General features: G+C 38.7%; 12 protein-coding genes. All 12 read right to left on the bottom strand.

Annotated elements, in window-relative coordinates; genetic code table 11:
• Positions 1–230: 230 nt before the first annotated feature.
• A complete protein-coding gene (locus DXA54_RS09740; protein WP_008650821.1) occupies positions 231–2,183 on the bottom strand; it encodes a discoidin domain-containing protein in 1,953 nt (650 codons plus the stop codon).
• Entirely contained in the window at positions 2,183–3,598 is a 1,416-nt protein-coding gene (locus DXA54_RS09735; RefSeq protein WP_232284372.1) for an O-antigen ligase family protein, read from the bottom strand. The genes DXA54_RS09740 and DXA54_RS09735 overlap by 1 nt, the downstream gene beginning before the upstream one ends.
• 515 nt (positions 3,599–4,113) lie before the next feature.
• A complete protein-coding gene (locus DXA54_RS09730; RefSeq protein WP_008650819.1) occupies positions 4,114–4,731 on the bottom strand; it encodes a WG repeat-containing protein in 618 nt (205 codons plus the stop codon).
• Positions 4,732–4,740: 9 nt separating this feature from the next.
• Positions 4,741–6,132, bottom strand: a complete 1,392-nt coding sequence (locus DXA54_RS09725; protein ID WP_008650818.1) for a T6SS effector amidase Tae4 family protein — start codon at positions 6,130–6,132, stop codon at positions 4,741–4,743.
• A 198-nt stretch (positions 6,133–6,330) separates the two neighbouring features.
• A complete protein-coding gene (locus DXA54_RS09720; protein WP_008650812.1) occupies positions 6,331–6,666 on the bottom strand; it encodes a hypothetical protein in 336 nt (111 codons plus the stop codon).
• A 27-nt stretch (positions 6,667–6,693) separates the two neighbouring features.
• On the bottom strand, positions 6,694–8,103 hold the full coding sequence (locus DXA54_RS09715) for a glycoside hydrolase family 28 protein (protein ID WP_004320928.1): 1,410 nt from the start codon (positions 8,101–8,103) through the stop codon (positions 6,694–6,696).
• 35 nt (positions 8,104–8,138) lie between these two features.
• Complete coding sequence (locus DXA54_RS09710) at positions 8,139–11,402, bottom strand: DUF4450 domain-containing protein (RefSeq protein ID WP_120079357.1); 3,264 nt, start codon at positions 11,400–11,402, stop codon at positions 8,139–8,141.
• 16 nt (positions 11,403–11,418) lie between these two features.
• Positions 11,419–13,530 carry a hypothetical protein gene (locus DXA54_RS09705; RefSeq protein WP_120079355.1) on the bottom strand — a complete coding sequence of 704 codons (2,112 nt, stop codon included), beginning with the start codon at positions 13,528–13,530 and terminating at the stop codon, positions 11,419–11,421.
• A gap of 121 nt (positions 13,531–13,651) precedes the next feature.
• A complete protein-coding gene (locus DXA54_RS09700; RefSeq protein ID WP_120079353.1) occupies positions 13,652–15,283 on the bottom strand; it encodes a RagB/SusD family nutrient uptake outer membrane protein in 1,632 nt (543 codons plus the stop codon).
• A 2-nt stretch (positions 15,284–15,285) separates the two neighbouring features.
• Positions 15,286–18,420 carry a SusC/RagA family TonB-linked outer membrane protein gene (locus DXA54_RS09695; protein ID WP_120079351.1) on the bottom strand — a complete coding sequence of 1,045 codons (3,135 nt, stop codon included), beginning with the start codon at positions 18,418–18,420 and terminating at the stop codon, positions 15,286–15,288.
• 18 nt (positions 18,421–18,438) lie between these two features.
• Complete coding sequence (locus tag DXA54_RS09690; protein WP_120079349.1) at positions 18,439–20,097, bottom strand: hypothetical protein; 1,659 nt, start codon at positions 20,095–20,097, stop codon at positions 18,439–18,441.
• Positions 20,090–21,829: a DUF5108 domain-containing protein gene (locus DXA54_RS09685; protein WP_120079347.1), complete on the bottom strand. Its 1,740-nt coding sequence runs from the start codon at positions 21,827–21,829 to the stop codon at positions 20,090–20,092. The genes DXA54_RS09690 and DXA54_RS09685 overlap by 8 nt, the downstream gene beginning before the upstream one ends.
• Positions 21,830–21,834 lie beyond the last annotated feature (5 nt).

Genomic DNA, 21,834 nt, shown 5'->3' with positions numbered 1-21,834 from the left:
AGAGCTCATTTTTACATAATATTAGTGCAAATAAAAGTTTATCACTCTTGTTGTAACAAAGGACGACATTTATAAATTAGAATGCAAACTTCAACCGTATACAAATGCGTATACATATATAGATTTGTCCTGGAAGGCAATACGGCTAATTTCACTACTCCATACGAATGCAAGGCTTTTACATATCATTCGGAGCACTCATGGAAAGAAACGAAACTTTTCATAATCTATTAATACCATATTTGCTTAGAATCTCGATATAAGAAGATTCGTTCGTCTTTTCCTCTACTTCGATTCTTTAATAACAGCAAAGCATTTTGCGGAACATTGTGAAATGTCAGTTCAAAATCATCTGCTATTTGTTTCTCTATTGAATGCCAACCATCTATATCCCAATAAAACAACTCATATGTATCGCCAACACATATATTATTACCATCATTGCGAATCATATAACCAATTCTTTCTACTTGCTTAGGTTCCCCCAAATCCAACCCAACCCATCCGTTTCTTACCGTTTTAGATGCAAAATATGATAATGGATTCAGATCGAAAGCAGCCTTCCGGAGATAATTTGGATTGCTACTCCGTTCTTCAGAACCGATTATTTCACCTGTCAGTTTTTTGTTTCCTACTGTATAGAATATAAGTTCAGCTATGTTACAGCGAAAGGGTCGAGGACTAAAATAGCGCCAATATCGGTACCGGGTAGTATCAGAAATAAGTATATTTCCAGAAACACTATATTCGTCAAACGTATGCAATGTTTTCGCATCACTGAAGTCTTCTTTATTAGCCGCCTGAAACATACCTCCTTTTAAACGTTGTGCCGCAATAAAAGCTTTGCGAATTAAAGGATATTTTCGTTTAACGAAGATACTTTGTATATTCTCCTTGCCCGGTATAAGAAACTCTAATCTCCCTCTTTCATTTAACAATGCCGGATAATTAAACGGTTTAATTTTACCGTCTATATAGTATGCCGGCATATATACCGCTCCTTTTTCAACCTTTTCGAAAGTCACTTTTTTCCGACTATTTATCCGGCTAAAGCCAATAGGAGTCCAATCTACACCATTAAAAATCGTTAGATAAGCGTATTTTTCCTTTGACTCCTTTTTCTCTGATAAAACGGGAAATACGGGAGATTCTGTCGCAGCATATTCATCGGTCACATCTTTCATAAACAAGTCTTGAAATACCGGTGGAATATCTGAAGAATGTTGGTTCATTAAAACCAGATCAGGATTGGCAGAGTAAGTTCTTCTATATACTTTTCCCTTACATTCTCCGGGGCGGACACTTGCCAAGAAAGGCTCATGCCCTCCCTCACATGGAATTCTTCGGTTATGGTCTGTCAGTACACTTAACCATGAATGAGCATTGTTATTTGTCGCCCATTGTAGAATAAAATCATAGGAAACAGGAAAACCTTTACTTCTTAAAATAGCCAACGCAGTTGTAGTCCTCGTTTCGCATGAATTAGAAGGTATATTACACCAGAATGGCACTTTGTATAAATAATGCCCGTTCATATTTTTTCTCACATGTATAATTACCGTATCATGCAATTTCATATTAATGGCTTCGGCAGCCCAATAAGAGGTTTTGTTCCAAAGATCGTTGTGTTCGAAGTCTTGCAATGTATCATTGGCTATGGGACGCAAGACGGTTCGCCAATTATCAAAAGCTTGTGTCTCTGTACATTTATATGGTAATAGATATTCGCAGAACTCATTAAAAGTAATTCCTTTAGCCCAGTTTCCTCGTTGCCAATCTTCAAATGCTATGTTTATGTTCTGTATCAAATAATCTGCCGTGATAATGGAACAATCCTCTACCCTTTCAAAACATTCCGCCGGATATTGGCGTATCAGTTTGTTTAGCTTGTCAACCTTCTTGTTCATTGAGGTTTTGGAGAAAATAATTTTCTCCGATGCTTTACAATAATTTTCATAGTTTCTGCCAATAAAAGAATAATGTCCGGGCATATTCATAATCAAGAATCGAGCAGCTTTTAATTTCAAACTGTCAGCCTCATTCTGGCTATAATATTGGATTACTTTTTCCAGTTCTCCACGATTAGATTGCGCCAAATCGAGCGTCTTTTCCAATCTTCTATTATCTGTACTCTGACAAGACAGTAATACTCCCAATACTAAAAATAAAATTAATTTCTTCATTACTTTGTTACCATGTTTTTAGTTAAATGATCCCTAAGTATTTTTCTTACTTCTGTTTTGATCTTAATGGATATTGTGTTCTCTTGTTTGACAGGCTGGTGTAGTATTCGTTCTCCAATAGCAACCATTTGATTCATGTTTTTTTCTTCCCGATATAATAGAAACAGTTCATATTGGGGAACAATTAACGAAGGGTTGATATGGTATGCGAAAATGAAACACTCTTTGGCACGACTAAAAAGTTTTCGGCTTTTATACCTTCTTCCCAGCTCACACAATCCGTAAGATGAAGGATATAATTCTACATATTCTTTTAATAAATAGAATTCCTCGCAAGCAGGTAATTTATTCGCTATGGAATTATAATAATGATTCAATAAAGTAAGATCATATTTTATATCATTATAAAGTTCCTGTGAAATACGTTCATGTTTATTATAGGCTTTTTCAAGTTTGGAATAAGTAAGTATTCCACTTATTCCTACATATATTCCTGATATGATTACTCCTAAAATAATAATTTTTGTCCACAATCCGAGGTGGTTTCTTAATATCCTACTCTTTATCGGAAGTAGTGCTATTAGAAAAGGTAGCAGAATCATTAAACGATAGTGCGCCATAGGATATGAAAAACAGGCAAAAATTCCCCAGGTTAGAAGAAAAGCCCTTTGTTGTCGGACACCTTTGGAAGAAGAATGAAAGGACAAAGAATTTACAATCAAGATTAGAAAAGCTACTCCTATTAGTCCTTGCGTGACAAGTACCGACAAATATTCGTTGAAAGGATATAAAGGGTTGCCAGCATAGTCTACATTGTCAGAGTCCGGATTTTGCATAAAGAAGGCAGCCTGATAGTTGGGGAATTTCTCTCTGAACATTCCTGTCCCATGCCCGGTTATTAGTTTGTCTTTACTCATGTCCAAACAGATACCCCAAATGAACAAACGTCCATCTGCCGATGCTTTCTTATATTGATAAGCAGATATTGCTGCGATTATGGCAATACCTATTATTATACATTGGACAATAAGACTCTTTTTAATAAATGCTTTACTTCGTTGAATGACAATGCTATCCGTATGCCATAAAAGATAACATAATCCTATGATGGCAGCTATCCATCCGGCTCGTGAATGAGTCAGTACAAGAGCGTTTATCTGTAAAACACCGCTTATGAATAAGCATATTTTTTTGAAACAAATACGTGTTATTATAAGAAGATAAACGGAAATGCAGAATGAACAAGCGAGAAATCCTCCGGCAAGACTAGGATTGAAAAAAGAACCGGTACAATTAAACAACAGATGCTCGCTTTCCACCCATCCGTAGTTTTGCAAAATGACCAATACTGCTTCCAACGTTCCAATTATTGCGATGGATAAACTTCCCGTTCTCTGCTGTTTATCCGTCATCATTCGGATTGATATATAAATAAGGCAAACAGACAGAAACTTAAGTAGAAAAAGATTTGTAACAGGTAATGGGCGTATGAAGAAGCTGTTGAAAAGTATATATCCGGCATAACAGGCAATAATGATGTCCACCATTGAGATTTCGGGAAACCTTTTGTTCCTTATAGCTAATCCCAATGAGACAATTGCCAAGCAAGCGGATATAATAGTTTCTATGGAGATTAAGATATAGTCTGATAAGATTGTTTTATATATAAAATTGATAGGTAGCAACAGTATCCCCCATAAGCATATCTGCAAAAAATAAAGCATGAAATTCATTCTTGTATTTAGCATTTTAAAGTTCATATCTTTTCACTGGTATATTTAGGGGAGTATGCCTCTATTAATTTAAGCACTAAAATACAGTTTTATAAGTAGATGACAGGGGAGGAGGATACGTATATATTTGTTCTATGCCAGATATCTACATATCCTCTAACACCCACCCCGCACAATTTCTTTATTTAATGACTTTTCTATTCCGGTTCTAAATCTCCAGAGCTCTTCACCTTATACCATTTTCCGTCTTTTTTTAAATAATTTTCTTTTCCGTCATCATACATAGCTGGGATTACGATATTTCCTTTTGTATCCATTGCTCCCCATTTTCCACCAGAAAATTTTCTATGTTCTTTATCTATCCATATCCAATTTCCTTTTTCACAAAATATAGCAAGACCATTTTCTTGAAAAGGGAATATAAACCCCCAATTGGGCTTAATAACTATTTTCCCATTCATATTTGCAAAGCCTATTTTTCCATTCTCTATAATTCGAAATAAGCCATTCGATATTATATCCGGACCGAGTTCAAAACTACAAACTTGAAATAGGACTTTTTCACTTCTGTCAATTGCATATACACCTTTCTTATCCTTAAGAAGAACAAATGCTATTTTATCAAATACATCAGTAAAAAGATAGGGGTATTTCCCTGCAGGAATAATAACTTTCCCACTCGAATCTACATAGCCAAGGGTTGCATCAACAGCCTCGAAATTAGGATAATAATAAATATACAGTTTGTTATCTTGGGCATACATGTTCATTGAGATGAACACTAAAAGTATTGTTATTATAATATTTATTTTCATGTCTTTCTTTTATTTAAGATTCCAAAAATATAGATTTTTACACTCATAGTACGGATGATCTGATGATATGGTATTTGTTCCATCCCAAATATCTACATGTCCTCCAGCACCCCAACCACAATCTGTTTGTCCAATAATTCCAGTTTTTCCTTTAATATCCTCCAAGGTGACAGTCTGGTGTGTACCATATTTTCCATCAAGATAAGGAATTATATCGGCAACTTTATAATAATACCATTCATTCTGACTATTACGATCTGCATCTCCTGATATTGTTTTTTCGTACGAAAATGGAATTTTATGGCTTCCTCCACACATATTTAATGCATAGCTTAATCTAACTGTGCATCCGTTCACAAAGGCTGGATTACCTTGATAATTAACAAGTACCTTTCCACCTATTAATTTTGCTACATCAATAGGCTCCATTTTAGCAACGATTTTGAATTTCTCTGTAATTGTACTAAAAGGAGGAAGACTTATGAAAGAAGGACGATCGGAAGAACTTCCCCCTGATGATCCACCACCAGGCGAACCGCCTCCTCCTCCCCAGACTCCACCACCAGAAGGAATCTCCTCTACCTCTTCATCCTCTGAACAAATATGACCATAAGGTACATACTGTGCACAAAAGCCACAAAAATAATCCTCGTCATCATCATCATCATCTTCACCATCCGGTGTTATGTCAACTTCTTCAAGCCATCCTCCGTCTATCGTATTTCGGGTGAGGCTCATCCCAATATTATTAATATTTTGAAAGATCTCTTTTTTGATTTTCCGGGATAATGCTTTATCTTTGAATGTAGCGGGTGAATATGACCATAAGCACTTTCCAGACTTTACTCTGTCTGCCACTATCATCTTACTGCTCACTATGTTGTTATACACTACATATCCGGACAAATTGCCATATAGACTTTTATCATGGATAACCTTTTCAGTGAAAGTACTTTTGTTGGCACGATAATAATTCAGGGACGGCATTATCGTCACATAAGCTGCATCATAATTACCCGTTTTATCTCTCCGTACACACAGTGTTTGCGAAATCGGAATTCTGTAGTTCTTCTTCTCTCCCTGTTTGCCTATTTTAACTCGGCGTATGTAGTTGTTTCCGGCAATAATAGGTACATATACATACTCATAATTTGCATCCTGCTTAATGTGAGCTTTATGCCAGCAAGGAGTAACTTCCCCGGGTGACATATTTTTGTTTTGCACTAATTTACTTTTTTCTGCAGCTTCAGAGATAGTTTGCTCATAATAATTACACGCCTCTGATACGAATAATTGAGCTTCACTGTCAGATAAGATACCAGGTGAGTCGTCCACTTGACAAGAAGCCAGAAGAACAGTAAGCCCTAGCAAGCTTCGAATTAGTTGTGTTGAATGTTTCATAAGAAATAGTTATAAGTTAACAATAAAAATTAGTTATCTAGCTGCTAATAATAAAAAAGTATGTAAGTATAAAGGCTTACACAATGACAGCTTGTGTAAAAAAACGATATTTTAAGTTTAGATACAAAAATCAACCATATACAAATGCGTATACATAGTTAATGTATACGCATTTGTATATGGTTTTTACAAAAAAGATCATTCCAAACGCAACGATTTAATAAAATCGGTAATAGATTTACAAGAAACATTCATTTTCTTTTTCAATCTACTACGGCGTATTCGAAAAGAACTTCCTAGAATATGGAATAACTCTGAAATCTGCGCATTACTAAAATCAATACGTAACAAAAGAATGACATGTATATCATCTTCTGAAAGTACAGGGTAATAATGTCTCAACTTATAGATAAAACCATCTTGATGAAAATTTACCCAGAGTTCTAATTTATTCCAATTGCAATCGCTTATTGCGGATAAAGATGTAACATAGATTTGTACATCATAGGCAGTCTTCCACTCTTCTTCATCCATAGTTATTTTATCTATTACAACTATATCCTATTTCACCAATTCACCATTGATATAAAGGTTCTTGAAAGTTACATCTTTCGCCCCTTTAATATCATTTGCTCCTTTGGCTACATTATTAAAATGAGAATCCTCTACACTGATGTTATATACATGTTTATCATCCTCCAATCCGATAATAAGCACACCTAATTTACTCTTCTCACAAGTCACATTTTTCAAATGCACATTACGAACAATCGGGTCAAAACCTCTCTTACATTTTTCCCGATTCTCATATTGCAAGTTGATGCGCAGCACTGCTTCACGACATTGTCCTACCGTTACATTACGAACAAATACATTTTCTATAAGTCCTCCGCGACAAGTGCTCGTCTTAATACGAATGACACGATCCAGATTCGGGCTATCCATCCGGCAGTCTTCTACAAACAAATTACGGTAACCACCGGAAATCTCACTGCCGATCACTACTCCTCCATGTCCATTCCTCATCATGCAACCACGTACGATAATGTTCTCACTGGGAATATTCCATTTACGTCCGTCTTCATTACGTCCTGATTTAATGGCAATACAATCATCACCCGTGTCAAATGTACAATTCTCTATCAACACATTCTTACAAGATTCAGGATCACATCCGTCTCCGTTAGGTCCACGATTGAAAACAGTCACTCCGCTAACAATCAAGCTCTCGCAGAAAAGAGGATGAATCACCCAAAAAGGAGAATTTAACAAAGTAACACCTTCAATCAAGATGGTGTGGCAGGAATGTAAGTTCAATAGCTGTGGACGCATGCCATCTTCCGGCTTCATCAGACGCTTGTAAACAGGAGTAGATGTTTCACCATACATCAACAGACGTTCACGACCTCCATTGCGTTGAGCCACCATACCTTCTTTCCAACCATACTTTACGGCTCCACACATCGGCCACCAAGTTTCCATGCTACCTTGTCCGTCAATAATACCTTTTCCTGTTATGGCAATATTGCTTTCACCATAAGCATAAATCAAGGGGTGAGCGTTATAGCAATCAATTCCTTCCCAACGGGTTAAAACTGCAGGAAAATAAAGGCTTTGATCTGTAGAGAATTTCAAAACAGCTCCCTCTTCGAGATGGAAATTCACATTGCTCTTTAGAGTAATAGGTCCGGTATAAAAAGTACCTTTAGGAACAATTACTGTGCCACCTCCTGACAGACTGCACTGTAAAATAGCCTGATTAATGGCTTCATGGCAAGGATTAGCCTCATCATCCGTTTTTGCTCCAAAATCAGTTATAAGAAATGTTCGTTTCGGAAAAGAGGTCCGTTTAATCTGTTTTTCGATACGGGCGCTTTCTTTAAATGCTTTATCAAAATCAACAGTATTCGCAGATGTTACCTCTGCCACAAAAAGCAACATCAGTAGTAAATTAATAGTTCTTCTCATCATAATTCTTATCCTTTTATTAATATGTTATTTTTATTTTATTGCAATGTAACTCCCATCAAACCGATAACAACATCGTTTGAAAGTGTTTCCAACGTCAGATGACTTAACTCTTTGGAAGGATTCAGAGGCATGTCCAAAAGTACACCTGCTCCTCCCTCGATGGAACGTCCATAAACACCCTTTATGCCTAAGTCCTTTCCCAAATCATTGCTAACCAAACCCGTCTTAAAATGAATGCGATAAGGACGGGGAGAAACAACGGTGAATGCCTGACCATCCACATAGAAATCCTGCTCAATAGGACACCAGTTATCCGGATTCACTAATTCCAATACATCAGAAGTTCCATCTGTATAGTATACACGAACAATACCATTAGCAATGCGACACTGCATGTGGTTGGTACTGCCTGCCATCATTAAATAGGCATGAGAAGCCCGACCGGAAAGCGGAATACTTAAACTGTCGGGATAATTATCCCACAACGAAGTAAAAGCAATATTGCTTCCTTGAGCCAATGTTCGGAACGGCACACCCAGTTTGGTAGTCAGCATCTCATCACGTACCAAGGCACGCAAACCTGCATCATCAATATCAGCAGTTAATTTCGGATGACACCACTCGCCAATGCCCTGAACAGGAAGTTGCAAAGTGGTATAAGGCGAACGGGGTGTCAGATACTCATTCCGGAAAATATCTGTCACATTCGCATTGAACAAAGAATCCATATTCATCACCCGGCACTCTGACGTATTCACCTGTGAGAAAGGAAGAATGACCGGTGATTTTTCCGATCTTGTAATCTGTACGTTTACAGGCTGCCACCATTCCATCTGTCCTTGTTTCGTGCGAACAAAGAATGTATGATGCCCCAAATGATCATTGACCTTACTTCTTATAGATGTATCACTAACATTCGGTTGTATCAGCACTCCCTGCGGATCATATATTTCACCGAATACCGCCCCTAAAATGGATGGAATACGGATCTCCGCTAAAGCCTCCGCCTGTATTTCAGGCAGAACCGGATTCAGTCTGTTTCCTTCCCACACAATTTCGACAATTGCTTTTTTGGCAGAAGAAGCAGGAATAACAACCACCGGATAACCGGAAGCAGCTTCCGCAAAGCTCCAGTCAACTTCTTTCCCATTTACTTTCACTGAATGAATCCTTTCTCTTCCGACATTCACTTGTAATGTCAAAGCCAAAGGTGCCTTAAAACGTTGCTCTATCCGGTAAATATCTGTATCATTCTCCCTGACAAAGTGATAGGTTATGTCAGGCAAAGAAATAGAAGCTTTTGACCATCCTGCGGGAAATCCCGGACGAATCACCATCTTCCCGTTCAATACATCGGGTAAAATGCCATACAATCCTTGTACCAGTAATCGGGAAGCTACCCCTATCGGATCTCCAAAGTCACGATAACACTCTCCACGGGCAGCATCATAAAAGCTGACTTGCCCCAAATTGCCGGGACTGTTACCTAAGTACATACCATCCAGAAATGAACTTTTCATCAATCGATATGCCTCCTCCGGACGTCCTGCTTGGAAATAGGCCAAAGCTGTATGCATCACCTCTGCGAAAGCCACATTATTGATACTCCAAGAATAAGGTAACCAATTGGTAGTGGCAATCGTTGCATATCCCTCTTCCAGTCCATCGGCATACACGGGGATATGTGGTATTTCCGTATCAACATACCGTGTAGCCTGATAAGCTTGAAAAGGATCAGCAACGTCGCTATCGAGTGCATGGTATATAGTCCATAATCCCGGACTTTCGTGAAGCCGGCGATGTCCCATAAAATCCTGATATTCCGCCCAACAACCTTTGCCCTGCATCCAAAGACGCTTATTCATCGCTTTCAATATTTGCTCGGCTTCGTTCTGATAAGGTGAAGGATCTTCGCCTATCAAAGAAGCAAGAAAAGCTGCCATTTTATTGGCACGGTAGTTATAAGCCGACGAATGGGTGACTGCGCCACTGTTGTAGTAAAGCGCATCACTTGCCCAAATACAAGCGTATGCATCATATAAACCATCATTGTCCGGATCATAATTTAATTTTTCCCAAGCTAGATGGCGGGTAATCACAGGCCACATTTTGCGGACATACGCAGTATCTCCCGTCCAGTTGAAGTGCCATAACAATTCATCCATGTAACAAAGATTCATGTCATAGTGGTGCATCTGGTTGTTACGTTCAGGATTCCGGCAAATATACCCATTACTATATTGAGGAGTTCCCCAACGTTTTTCCGAACGCGCCAGATTCATTGTAGAATCTTGTGCCGGATGAGGTATTGTATTCGGGACATCAGTCACCTGACTGGCTGCATAAGCATCAAAATGAGTCCGTGCCCGGTCATGCCAACCTAAGGCATCACCAGTATATCCGGCTCTCCACCCACTTAACGGCATACGCCAGCCAATAGCACCGTGCAACCAAACCTGTCCGTCCCAAATTCCATCGGCAGCTGCGACCAATGCACCACCCAACGTGTTCAAATAAGGGTCCGGCGTTTCTATCTTCAAATGAGAAGCCAATGCCAAAGAGGCTGCCTCCGCTTGTTGATAAAGTTTACGGACATTATAGCCTTCGGAAACCTCCCCACGTACCAAGTATACTTCTTTCTGCAAAGAAAGTTCACCTGTGACAAGGTCAGTCGCTTCGGCAGGAAGTTCGAAGCAATCAGCCGGGTCTACCCCCATATCTCCATTACGACTCAAACGTTTTCCGGTAGCTCCCCCATGTTGCCAACGAAGTATAGCTCCTTTAGGCATATTCGAAGGAGAAAAACGCCAAATAGCTCCATCCATATCGGCTAATGCCAATACAGAAATACGCAGTTCTCCTTTTCCCCAAGACGGGTCTGTCAAATAATAGGTACGTTTTCCAGCCGAATAACGGGATTCACAATGCCCGGTGCAGTCAAGCGCCAATTCTGTTCCGTCACGAAGAATGACTTTGAAACTTATATTTCCTCCGCGTCCGTTATTATAAAAAGCAAAAACCGGTCGGTCACTTGTTTCTACCCGAAAGGGACTGTGACTACCGTACAAAGCACGGGTATACCGATTCTTACCATTGACACAAACAAACTCATCACCATCGGGACGATATTGCAACGTCCTTTTTGTACCTCGCAGATGTTCATTCAAGGAGATGGATTCTTTAAAGTCACCGATCTGCTTTGCCTCTCTTTGAGCATTTAATGGCATCACCGACAACATCAAGAGGCAACAAACTGTCAGCTTTCCTTTTAAAATAAGATTCAGATGAAAATAACTCATATTTTTTTGTGTTTGATTATGGTAATGGCTTCAATCCTTCCCAACGGACATTCCAAGTTCCATCTTTCGGAAATCCCGGATTAGTCTCCGTACATCCGTCCCAACCGGCACACATCATCGCAATAGCAGTCAGCAAGCCGCCATTACCCGGTAAATAAATACGTAAACGACCGTCCTGATAATTATGACCATTCGGCAAGTATGTGTTTGTGCGTTTATCCATCAGTAAGGCTCCGACGGCCTTTTCCGGTTCACCCAAACGGGCAGCATTCATAGCCGTCATCGGATAATCCCATCCCCAGGTTTTACCCCAATTCCAGTTATCCCAAATCCAGTGCAATGTATTTTTCATATAATCTTCCCGGATAAGTTTATTCATCGGAAGAATACCGACTGCCCCTAATACTGCCATGTGGTCGGAAGTATAACGAATATCTTTATAAGTATCTATGGCTGTTTCAGCAGCCAGATAAAGTCCTTCATTATTAGATGCTAAAGGGGAAAGTTTGTCGATCATTTCATCCCATTCCAGACTACGTTGCTGTCCCATACGTTCACGCCATTGTTGGGCGGTCTGCATGGCAAAATGCCAGTAAGAAAGTTCAAAAGGAGGATTAATTGTTTCTGCAGCACGCAACGTTTCTTGTGCAGGAATGGCACCTTTCAATACGTAACGTCCTTCCAGTTCATCATAAGTAGCAAAAGAGTACATAAATTCTGCAGTCTCCTGTACCAAACGATTATATTTCTCCAACACTTCTTTAGTCGGATCAGCACGATAAAGTAATTCTGCCAAATAAATTAGATGAGGTTGTTGCCAAATCAGAAAACTTCCTACTTTGGAAGGGGCTTCCGTTCCTGAAGGATCGGTCATTTTCATCCAGCGAACACCATCAAACCCTTGTCTTTGGGCTATTTGACGCGCTATCGGTTCAACCTTTTCATACCAACCTAATGTACGGTCAAGTAAGTTGCTACGATTCCAAAGAGCAAATTGAGCTTCGTGCCACCAGATCATTTCAAGATGAAATTTGCCAAACCACGAATTATAGGTAAGCCCCGTCTCTTGCGGAGGAGTAGTACCTGCGCTCTGAATTGCAAGCAAATATTGGCTAAGTACCACACGTCGTTCCAGTTCTTTGGCCCGTGGGTCCGTACATGCCGAAAAGTCAACAGCTGCGCCTTCCTTCCAAAACGAATTCCAATAGTTTTTTGCTTCTTCTTGAGTTTGTGCTACAGTAACAGGCTGCGTTGAAGGAGCTGTACTAGTAAAAGCACATGTAAAAGCTAAATGATCGTCCATCGGAGTCAGGACAAAATAATGTTTTGCTTTCTCATTGAAAGTAGCCTTCCCTTCCCAATACAAAGTTACGAAATACTCTGTGCTATCTAAAGTATGTTTCAAAACTGCGGAAGATTCATTTTGAGTAACAATAGTCGTTGTATGTTTATCAACGGCTTCCCAATTACATGCATCATCACAATGAGCGCCCGTAGGATACGGAAAGCGAAAACAAATCCCGGTATGCGCCTTAGAGGTAATATTTGCAGCAATCATATCATTAGAAGGATGGCAGGCTGTCTCCACTTGATAATCTTCACCGTTTAATTTAAACCGACTTTCGATCTTTCCATCCCACAAGCAAAGTTTCTGATGAACATCAGTTACCTGTTCAATATCCGTACCTTCTTCCACGTCAAAACCGACAATTCCTAAATGAAGACGATGCGGATTGACACGAAACCAATTAGCGGCATCCTGTTGTCTGCCTTCTTCTTTGAATTGAGTAGCGTAAAGTTCTTTCTTTCCCCTGCCAAAATCGTATTCTTTCAGGGTTTCTTCCGGAGTAAGCCGGTCCGGATTGGCGAAGCTATGCCAGCCCCACTGGCTCTGCGTTCCCAATGGAACTCCTTTTTTATAATTGTCCGGAAACGTCTGTAATCCGGTTATGTCTACCGTATAAGCAAATTCTCCATTTCCTACAGAAAGTGAAGCTAATGAATCGAATGCCGTCACAACAGGACTATTCCTTTCTACTAATGCCTCGCGGTCAATTATCGGCTGATTTCCATCTCCGCAAGCTGTCCAAATAAAAAGTGCTGCAATAGATACTGCGAATGTTTTCATGATTCTTTATTATTGTTATTTACAAAAGTATTTATTTTTGAAACAAATGACGCGGATTCTCATTCAAAAACCCGCGTCACTCCACCCTAATAATCCAATCCAAAGGATGATTTGAGGATCTTTATTTTAAATTCCAATGAACGAAATAACCTGCTTTTCCACCAACTTCTGCATTAATCTTAGCACGAATGGCTTCCGGATCAGCATATTTCGGACAAACACGATCAGCTATGATACTTGGATCATTGTAACGACGTGCCATACGAATCATAGTAGGATAAATCTTTCCTTCTGCCGGAAATTCAAGCATCATTTCATCAAGAATCGCTTCATCATTGGCTCTAGCATCCCCACGTGTAAACTCACGATTACCCAAATTAAATGCCCCACGAATACCCAGGTCCGGATAACGACGAGTACCTAACGTACTAGCTCCGGTCCAGTCATCTGTAAAACCATCCCATGTCACTCCACCATTCGGAAAACTTCCGTTCACTCCCTGATTAATCAATGCCGATGCTTCCGTTACACGTCCCAAATTATTGAGAGCCTCCGCCAACATGAAATACAACTCACTGCCACGATAAATATAAATATGCACATCATCTTGATAAGCATAGGTACGCGCTGTGCTATTTGACGGACGATACTTCTGGATAACATAATTACCACTTTTATCTTTCGCAAAATAATAAGTAGAACGCTTATCCGAAGTAGCACCTCCAAGCGGATTAAAATCCGGATCAGTATAACGATCCATTCCTACCTGTGACGGAGCCAACAGATACTCATTGGGTGATTCTGTCCCAAAATGTTTCAACAAACTATTAGTCTGGTTTCCTTGATAATTATAGATAATAGCAGAAACAGTCTCTTGTGGTTGAGGATTAGTATTATCCCAAATCTTACTATATGTACCTGTCAACTTCACATTATGCATATACTGTGTTGCATCATTCACCGTACTGGCAAACTTTGCATTCATTGTATTCAAAATAACATTCACTGTTTTCTGGTAGTCACCATGCCACAAACATAACTCTCCATATAATGCAAAGAATTCCGGTGTCATATAGTCCCAATAACGATATGTACTTTCTGCTGTTTCCGTATCAGGATCGAGCCATTCTTTCCATGACATTGTATTCGTGCCATCTATTCCATCAAACCCTTTAGTTAACAAATCAAGACAGCCTTCCACTATCTCATCCAAATTCTTCACAGGAAAGTCATTCAAATCTTTCATCTCACGAATCGGATCATTAAACCAGACAGCCTCTCCATAAATCTTACCTAATGTAAGATATATCCACGCTTTCACACGAAGTGTACAACTAACCAAAGCTTTATAATGATCCAGATTAATAGCTGCCGGATTTTCTGTTTTATAATCATACAACTTTGACAAGTAGTCATTGCATGCTATAATTACATCGTAATAAGCAGCCGGATCGGCATACGAATTTCCTGTCAAGTCTGTATCATAATTGTAGATACTATACAACTCACTGGGAGCGTTCTTTGTTGGTTCCAGCAATTCACCACGTGTATCTGTCAAATAGATCACTTTGTCTCCAATGGCTTGTACTTTGGTCATAATACCTATATACCCCGAATACATCTCACTTTCTTCGGTAATGTATCCGTCATGATCTAATACATTCTTCGTCTCGACATTGAAGAAATCGTTGCATGCGCCCAAGAAGAATGTCATACTTAGTAACACATATTTCAATATATTCTTTTTCATCATCCTTAAAAGTTCAAATTAACACCAAATTTAATTGATTTAGGCTGCATCATTTTCGCATAGTCAAATCCTTGCATAGCATCACTATAAGAATAAGAGAATTCAGGATCCAACCCTAAATATTTTGTAGCTGTCAACAGATTCTCACCTGTTACATACAATGTACCGGAACGGAAGAAATTCAGGAATTTCTTGTCAAAACTATAACTAAGTGTAACATTCTTCATGCGCAAGAAAGAAGCATCTTCTATCCAACGGTCCGAAAAATCATTGTTACCCATCGGGTCGTTCCATTGAGCACGAGGAATATTAGTTTGTTGTCCTTCCAACGACCAGCGGTTTACAACTGCCGCACTTTGATTGCCAAAAGTAGAAAGTGATTCCAAACTACGTCTCACACCATTATAAGCCTGATTCCCCTTTGAATAAGAGAATTCTGCAGACAATGCAAAAGATTTATAACTGATTCGTGTAAAAAAGCCACCGAAATACTTCGGTGCGGCACTGCCTAAAGAGACACGATCTTTACTATCGATACGCCCATCACCGTTCTGATCTACAAAATGGATGTCTCCTGCCTGATAAGCCTGTCCTTTTTGATTGACCAGATTAGCAGCATCTGCTTCAGCCTGTGTAGAGAATACCCCAAGCGTCTGATAACCATAGAACTGATAAGGAGACTCTCCTACACGGGAAACCAACTGCGCACCATCACTATAGCTATTAATCAATTGTGATGTGTTTCCTAATGACTTCACCTCCGATTCATTGCGGGCAATATTACCACCTATAATCCATTCGAAATCACGTGTACGAACCAAAGAAGCTTGCACTGCCAGTTCTACACCTCTATTTTTTATTTCTCCACAATTTGCATAATAGTTTAGAGAACCAAGTGCCGATGTATGAGGTACTGCAAAAATAACATCTTTGGACAGATTATTATAATAATCCAATGTCACTTCCAAACGGTTACGCAACAGACTCATATCCAATCCAAGATTAAATTGTATGTTCTTCTCCGGTTTCAAAGTGGTGTTTGATATATTGGCACGAACAATACCGGAAGTAGTCATATAAGGTAAACTTGTATAATAATATTTTCCAAGATTGGAAGAAAAACGGCTATTACCGGACAAGCCATATTCCGCACGCAAATTTAAGCGATTTACTAATGTAGAGTTAGTCAATGGTAACCAACCTTTTCCGAGCAAAGTCACACCACCGGAAGGATATATATAAAAGTGATTTCCATAAGTACCGGCAGAGGACGCACCATCAGCCGCCACATTCAAAGAAGCTGCTACCATATCACGATAGGTATAATCTGCATGAGCATAAAAATTCGCCCAGTTCCATTTTTCCTGATAACCGTAAAAGTAGCGTCCGATTGTTTTTGTATCTCCCAATGTTTGATAAAAATCATTCGGAGTATTACGGCCTGCACCACCTTCATACTTATTTTGAGTTATCAACATTTGAGCACCTGCAAGAATATTCAAATGGTGGATACCTTGAAAAAGTCTCTGATAACGTACATTACCATTTGCGAAAATGTTCAAAGTTTCACCTACACCTTCCTTCACGGTATTTTCTGCATTACCATACTGATCGACAATCGGCAAAATACTCTTATCTGATAGTCCGGGAATAAATAGGTGTTCTTTATTATAATTATAAAACATTCCGAATGTACCATTGAACGATAAGCCATTGAAAGGTTTGTAAACCAATCCAAGTCTGAAATTTACATCATACTGTCGGTTACGACCATCAAGTGTATTGACGATAGCTAAAGGATTACTGACTGCAAAATCCATATTCGTTGAATTACCATAGTAATAAGTAGAGTAAGTATCCAAAATATTACCATCAATATCTTTCTTATAAGGACTTAACAATGGAGCACGCGAATAAGCTGCTAAGATCGGATTGCTAACATTATCCATTCCCTGTTGTTGATAATTGCCTGTCAGATAAGCTAAACCGACCGTTGCTGTCATCTCCACCCATTTACTAATCAAAACATTTGTATTCAATTGTGTATGGTAACGCTGGCTTTTAGTGTAATCCATCAGTCCATTTTCCATCGCATATCCTAATGAAAGGTCATATTTGGCAATAGCATCACCACCTTCTACACGAAACAGGTTGTCTGTTACAAAACCATTTTTATAAATTTCATCTTGCCAATCTGTGGTATTGTTATACAAGTAATTGTATTTACTATTGGGATCACTCAAAAAAGGAAATTCCGAGAAAAATCCTTCCATATTACCGAAATAAGTCATACCAATATCCGAAAGGTAAGATTTGTAATCATTACCTGTAAGTAATGGCATACGTTTATTATTCCAATTCACCCCATACTGTCCATAAAAGCTGACTCGCGTATCCAAATTATCGGAAGTTGCACCATCCGTTTCAATTAGAATAACACCATTCGACCCCATCGAACCATACATAGAAGCCTCCGCTCCTTTCAGTACAGTGATATTTTGAATATCTTGAATATTATATGCCTGAAATATATCTCTCGAAAATCCATTTATCAATTGTGATTCACGAGAATCAGGTAAATAGGGGACACCATTAATTACCACAAGCGGAGCGTTTGAACCTACAAAAGAACGAATACCACGCAGGTTCATATAACTTCCCTCACCTGGCATACCACCTGCACGGGTTGTCTTCAAGCCTGCTACCTGTCCTGCCAAAGCCCGATCTATCTTCATACTTCCCTGCGTGAAATCTTTTTTATTGATATTCACCGCAGAAGTCAGTTCCGGACGGGAACTTTCAATTCTCATAGGTAATATAGCCGATTCATTATATTTATATGTGCTCTCCGGCATCATCAGAATAACCACTTGTGAATTATCATCTACCAAGCGAGTTTCCGGATAATAACCAGCTGCCCACACTGAAATTTGAGTCGTATTCTCTTTCAACTCCATTTTGAAAGTTCCGTCAACTCCAGTTTTCGCATCTTTACTTCCTACAGCCGAAATGATAGCCCCTTCAATCGGTTTATTTAGCGGTGAAAGTATTTTACCGCTAATTTTACGTCCTTGCGCATATACACTGGCTACCGACAGTAATAACAGCAAAGTTGTAAATATGATTTTTATTGTCTTCATATTGATTCCTTATCAAAATTAATAACAGTTCTTTGTTGGTTTCAGACACCAGTGGTGGAAGCAACATTTGCTTGCGTTTATTCCATGGAATTTAATAACCACATTTACCGGTTCCGTACCTTCAATGGTAATTACACCGACTTTTCCTCCATCACGATCATAATTCGTTTTCTTTTTATCTGTCGCTTTATTAGTGTCATATCCTTCAGGATAACCCTGTCCGCCACGGTCGTAATGAAAATCAGTCTTTGTCAGTTGAGAGGCTGTTACTGTCCCTACGTACTCTCCATTAAAAGAAATCTCTACGTCATGCCCCATTTTTTGTTCAAATCCCAAACACAAATCGTACTCACCAGGAGGTATCGTATATGGAGTAGCTACCTTGTTAGTTTCATCATAACTGAAAGCAGTAAAGTTTAACGTATACTCTTTAATTGTAGCATCTGTTGTTTTAAAGCGTACAACGCGATTGATTATATTAGGGAAAACTCCAGGCCAACCAGACCATGCCGTCACTTTCGTTTCCATTTTATCAAAAGTTAGATTTTCATTTTCAAAATAAAGAGCCTTTTCTTCTTCTGACAGGTATTCATACCATCTCATAAAATCTTTGACACGATAAATCAATACATTGGTAGGAATCTTCAGTTCTTTCACATAATATGCAACACCATTACTAAGAGAAACAGGATTCTCCAAATCAACCCGTTGTACAGTTGTTCTCCATTGTTTACTAAAAATAGAATTCAAATCTATATTATCTTCAAAATCCGATTTAGAAAGCTTTTTATTAAAAAACATTGATTGGAAAGTCCAATTTCTCAGAATAGAGTCTTCTCGTTGCATTCCCCATTCTTGCAAATTTTGACGAGCTATAGTCAATGCCTGATTAACAACATCATTGGAAGGAATTAAAACAGTTGCTGATAATGACTCCGACATCAGATTAAAGTCTTTAGCCTCAAAATAAGGATTAGTAACTATAAATACAGAATCATAGACATTACTTCCGGTCTCATCAACACCTATAATTTTACTAGCTTCTTTATCAAATGTTAGTTGATTACGTTCCATTATCATCTCCCTAAAAATTGAATAATCATCTCCTAATCCTTCAATTAACTCATATAATGATTTGGGAGTTTCCACGTAATCTTCCATTTCGTACACATATCCATTATTCACCTTCGTTATCTTTTTCACAGCTATGCCATTAAAGGAGATGGAAGCAGATGCATCTTCATTTTCAACTTTCGATACATTAACATATTTTCCATTCCACATCAATACACGTTGTCCGTCAGAAAGATTAGACGGAGAAAGAGAGATATCCGAAATGTGTGATTTAGCCAAAAAAGTTCTATCATCTGTAGCAACTGCACGAGATAATGCATTCTCGTCACTAACCACTAAAATAGTGAACAACAAATCCTTCTCAACCATCTCATCCAGCACTCCTGTTTCACTAAACAATTGGTACATGGAACTCAATTCCGGTTGCGACTGTAAATAATCAACAGCCGACTTGTTGACTACTTCAATATTTACATTATTCACGACCTGTTCTTCCTGGGAATAATGAGAATCCCAGTCATCGTTACATGCATATATACCACTTATCAGCAATATAGATGACAATATATATTTTATAGTTTTCATAAGTATGTGTTTATTCATCTTCAATTATCGGTTCGAAAGTCATATAATCTAATTGGATACGGAACTTGCTATGAGTAGAAGCAGCCGGATCGGCAACCAACATCTTCATAGAATGAACCTTCGTCTTTGAGAATTCAATCTCATCATAAATAACTACATCATAACGTCCTAATGTATTGGCTGTAATACTCGCATAAATAGGAACTTCGACATCTGTATCGGTGTCATCATCAAATGTAAACTTCATTTTACATCCATTACTTCCATTAGACATTGTACGCATAAAATCCATTGATGTTGCATAAGTAACTTTCAACGTCACTTTATATTTGCCAGCTATCAGAATTGGTGTTTTCATGGTAACGGAACCATTATATCCCAAATTCAAATAGATATGATCTGTATTTTTACAATTGATCCAGTCCGAGCCTTTTGTCTTCGGAGTTGCATAGCCCACGCGATAATATCCGCCGTTTTGACCATCTAGAGATGTAGAAGTGCTCCTGGCATCTACGGTGTAACAAGAGAGCGAAGAGACATCCGACTGGCGCTCTTTTTCATCTGCCGTCTGATACTTTTGGTCCGGATCACCATAACCACCATTCACCCAAGAAGCTACCTCCTCATAATCAGCAAAGTCCCATTCTACGCGCACCGGAATCTCGGATTCCCACAAAGGCAACCAGCTATCTATTTCATGTAAAATACCATTTTTAGCCTGTACATCGGAACCGTCTTCAACAAACATCGCTTTCACCGATTGACCATCAATTTCTCCTTTATAATTAAAATACAACTTATTGCCACTCTGCATAGATGCTTCCAATACTGCATCTGCTTTGGTAGTCCACAATCGTGTAGTTGCACCTCCACTAAAATTGTTGAAATCAAAAACAGAATAACTTCCACCAATCACATGATATGCCACATAGCGAAATAATTCGTTTGCTTTATCTTTATAGTCTGTTCCTATTGCACCTACTTTAGCAGCCAGATCAGCAACAGAAGTAACTCCTTCAGAACGATAGGTATCATCTGATACAGCCAGCAACGTATAATTCCGTTTTTGCTGAATAACCGTATTATCTTCCTGCCTTATTTCATCGTAAATAGTACTCAAACTATCTTTCCAACTTGTTTGTTCCAAAGCATCAATAAAAATGGAGTATTTATTACTACTTTCACTGATACGTTCATATAGGCTTTCCACCAAAGGAGACATCACATCATTCAGTACATACACATATCCATTAGACACTTGGATAGCCAGTTCCTTTACATGTGCTTCTTTATTCACATAAATTGAATTAAATCCTCCAGCCTCCGAACTTTCATCAAAAGAGACGGAAAGATAATCATCCGAAAGAGTTTTAGCTTCCAGTTTACCTCCTTGAACAAAAGTATTCAGATTGATAGAATCATTCACGATATGATATTCTGCAAGACTACGGGCATAGTCTTTTCCCAATTCCTGAATAGAAGATACATTCTTTTTAGTATAGAAACTGCGCACAGCTTCATTTGTAGGAACCAATACCGTAAAATAAGATGAAGCCTGATTCACGGCATTAAACAAATCTGCATACTTCAATACGGTGATCCACTCGGAAAATTCATCAGAACGAGTTTCCAGATAAGACGATACCGGATTCATATCATAAACCTGATAGGTAGAGTCTTCATAGGGATCGTTGCATGCACTGAATAATGCAACCAATAATAATAAATATATATTTCCTAAAGTCTTCATAAATG

It is taken from the genome of Bacteroides sp. OF03-11BH, from assembly GCF_003604005.1.
Lineage (GTDB): Bacteria > Bacteroidota > Bacteroidia > Bacteroidales > Bacteroidaceae > Bacteroides > Bacteroides ovatus.
This window is presented reverse-complemented; position numbering and strand designations above follow the sequence as displayed.